Origin of the sequence: Parashewanella curva, assembly GCF_003675895.1 — a bacterium.
GTDB lineage: Bacteria > Pseudomonadota > Gammaproteobacteria > Enterobacterales > Shewanellaceae > Parashewanella > Parashewanella curva.
The window spans coordinates 1-3689 of record NZ_ML014907.1 but is presented as its reverse complement, the minus strand read 5'-3'; the positions used below and the strand labels follow the sequence as shown (position 1 = coordinate 3689).

Below are 3689 nucleotides of genomic sequence, written 5' to 3'. Positions count from 1 at the left end.
TGCCAAAACAGGGAAGTTTAACGAGGCGTATGAGTTTCTAAATGTTGCCAGTCCCAACAATATGCAACGGCGATTATGAGTTTCTAAATGTTGCCAGTCCCAACAATATGCAACGGCGATGGCCTAATGCGAAGCCACCGATTAAACCTGACCTGATAACCGCTATGAATTTCTTAGTGGCTTGCGCTGAATGCGGTGAGTTTGAGGCCGCAAAACAATTGCTGTTTGACGTCGACGTCCAACCCAGCAGGCTATCCCAATGGGAATTAACGCCAAACATCGCGCTTTGCAGTGCTTACCTAACGGTTTGTGCCAAAACAGGGAAGTTTAACGAGGCGTATGAGTTTCTAAATGTTGCCAGTCCCAACAATATGCAACGGCGATGGCCTAATGCGGAGCCACCGATAAAACCTAACCTGATAACCGCTACGAATTTCTTAGTGGCTTGCGCTGAATGCGGTGAGTTTGAGGCCGCAAAACAATTGCTGTTTGACGTCGACGGCAAATTCAGCTGGCTATCCCAATGGGGATTAACGCCAGACATTGCGCTTTGCAGTGCTTACCTAACGGTTTGTGCCAAAACAGGGAAGTTTAACGAGGCGTATGAGTTTCTAAATGTTGCCAGTCCCAACAATATGCAACGGCGATGGCCCAATGCGAAGCCACCGATTAAACCTGACCTGATAACCGCTACGAATTTCTTAGTGGCTTGCGCTGAATGTGGTGAGTTTGAGGCCGCAAAACAATTGCTGTTTGGCGTCGACGGCCAACCCAGCTGGCTATCCCAATGGGAATTAACGCCAAACATTGCGAGTTGTAATGCTTATCTAACGGTTTGTGCCAAAACAGGGAAGTTTAACGAGGCGTATGAGTTTCTAAATGTTGCCAGTCCCAACAATATGCAACAGCGATGGCCTAATGCGAAGCCACCGATTAAACCTGACCTGATAACCGCTATGAATTTCTTAGTGGCTTGCGCTGAATGTGGTGAGTTTGAGGCCGCAAAACCATTGCTGTTTGACGTCGACGGCAAATCCAGCTGGCTATCCCAATGGGAATTAACGCCAAACATTGCGAGTTGTAATGCTTACCTAACGGTTTGTGCCAAAACAGGGAAGTTTAACGAGGCGTATGAATTTCTAAATGTTGCCAGTCCCAACAATATGCAACGGCGATGGCCTAATGCTGAGCCACCAATTAAACCTAACCTGATAACCGCTACGAATTTCTTAGTGGCTTGCGCTGAATGTGGTGAGTTTGAGGCCGCAAAACAATTACTGTTTGACGTCGACGGCCAACCCAGCTGGCTATCCCAATGGGGATTAACGCCAAACATTGCGCTTTGTAATGCTTACCTGACGGTTTGTGCCAAAGATAAGCGACTAGATGAAGCATTAGAGCTAGTCGATAAATACATACCGGATTGGGGGCTTAAAGCTAATCATGTAACGTATTCATATCTAGCTGTAATAAATCTTGACCAATTTGAAAAAATACTGAATATGGGTATTCAGGCAGGGCTTTATTACCCGAGCTTAGGCTTAGTTGATGGACAACTTGATTTTCATGTTAAGAAAATATTCAAACTAGACTTAACTCCCGGTGCGGTTCCATTGGCGTTTGCAAAAGCATTATTTTGTTATCACTATACAAAGGGTGAGTCAAAGATAAAGAGAATTGTAACTGGGTTTAATTTAGGTCAAAAACTGCGTGACGAATTCAGTCAATTTCTTTTAAGTGAATTTAATTTAAAATCTAATGTTCATGTAAATAATTTGGGAGTAATAATCATAGAACAACATTAAAGTTAATGCTCTAAATCATTTCGGGGCAAAGCCGAGTCAGCCTTCGTTCAGCACCGTCTCACTAATGTCGGACAATAATGAGTTTGATTTTCAACATCACATCAACAAATTGCATTAGAAAAAGTAGCTCTAAAAACAAACATCATGCATCAAATTCATAGAACGAATAATTACCGCAGCAAGCTATCTTCGTTTCGCTCAGTCTTTTGTAAAGAGAAATATTAACGTTATCTCTTCAGGTTACAAACCGCAGCGAACGGCGGGGAATTTAAGTCTTGGAGATTTAAGTTTCCATTTATGTATATTAACCGCTCGATTCGAATTTTATTGCTAGCTTTCTTTTCCCACCTCAAGGCACAAGACATTCTTTTTCAGGTATGTCTTTTAAGTATTGATTTAGTTCATTATATTTTTCGGCATCATACAGTTCAAAACATTTTATTAGATGACCTATTTGATGTTTTTGAGCTGTCGTGTATTCCTCACAGGGAACAAACTCATCAAAGGTAGCTACTTTTCCATTTGGCAAATTTTCCCCATTAACTATCGCCATTAAAAATTCTCGAGCTGATATAAACGATTTATAGTTTTTTATCGCAATGGGGTCACGCATTGAATATTTTTCCCCCTTCGACCGCAATGCTATTGGTAAAAAACCTAATTTGAAATCGGCTTCGTCTTTTAGTTTTAACAATTGGTTTAATTCAGTCATCAAGTTATTTGCAATCTCTAAAACAGGTTTATTTAACCTATAAGATGTATACCTATAAGTTAATCCTAATGCAGTGCTTATCAATATAGACCCAAAGAAGCTTCCCCCTCCAGAGCCTAGAGCGGAAAAAACTATCGCCGCAGTACCACTTACCGAGAGTGCTCCAGTGATGGCTGCTGGAGTGACTATTACTGATGTAGTTCCTAATAAACAGGCCGAAAATAAACACAGACTTTTACAAGTGATATCAGCAGTTCTACAGCAAAAACTGTTTGCAATTTTATAGGTACAACCATTCATTTCTAGCTTTCCCAATTGCTTCATTTTTATAGCATCTAAAATAAATGGACTTTTTTGAGGCTGAGTAACTGTAACTGGATTTAATGGAACTTCACTTTTTTGGGCTTCACTAATACTTTCCGTGGAATTGTTTTCTAGACATTCAATTACTAGGCTACTGTATGAAGGCGGTGGTACAGTGAATTCGCACGGTTTTGTTTCATAAAATGATGCTCCTTCCGTACAATATTCGGGAACTTGGCCGACTATAAACGTTTTGGAATTGACTTCTAAAACTTGTGGCTGCTCTTGCACAACAGTGAATGTTTGAGGCTTACAGATAGTTGGCGCTGATTGACATGCCATAATGTGGCCAGGCATTAAAGGTTGATTATTATTTGCACTCATATACACACCCCATCATGATGAGACACATCGGATAGCTTTTTCTTTTTCATAACTTTAAATTAAGGAAAATCAACCTAGTCATTTCCGAGAGAATCATTGCCATCCGATAGTTTAAAGCTCAAAGGCATTATGAATAGCCTAACCTAAATCTATAAATAACTATTGCTGATGATTTATAATTGATTCTGAACTCTCATTCATTATGGGTACCGGCAGAGTTATTAATCTAAACAATTTCGGGGCATTAATGCGCTAGCGGCCTACATTATTTCTCCCACAAAATCGTTAATTCGATCTATTGAAAAAGCGCAGTATAGAAAGAACGGATAAGAGATTGCGCTACAGGTCCATAACGCCATAAATGCCAATCGAGTAGGAGGGAGCCTCACGGCTCCCATCCTCTCACACCACCGTACAAGCGATGTCGCATACGGCGGTTCCAATTATACTGCTAACTTCTTGTACCCTTCTAACAACGAGTACAG

General features: G+C 40.9%; 2 protein-coding genes. One reads left to right on the top strand and one right to left on the bottom strand.

Annotation, left to right across the window (positions count from 1 at the left end; translation table 11 throughout):
- Nucleotides 1–41 precede the first annotated feature (41 nt).
- Nucleotides 42–1805, top strand: coding sequence for a pentatricopeptide repeat-containing protein (locus D5018_RS20980; protein ID WP_121840922.1), 1764 nt, complete (start codon nucleotides 42–44; stop codon nucleotides 1803–1805).
- A 349-nt stretch (nucleotides 1806–2154) separates the two neighbouring features.
- On the opposite strand, the gene D5018_RS20975 is transcribed toward D5018_RS20980, so the two are convergent.
- Nucleotides 2155–3204 (bottom strand): hypothetical protein, encoded by a 1050-nt coding sequence (locus D5018_RS20975; protein ID WP_121840921.1) that lies wholly within the window; start codon nucleotides 3202–3204, stop codon nucleotides 2155–2157.
- Between the last annotated feature and the right edge of the window lie 485 nt (nucleotides 3205–3689).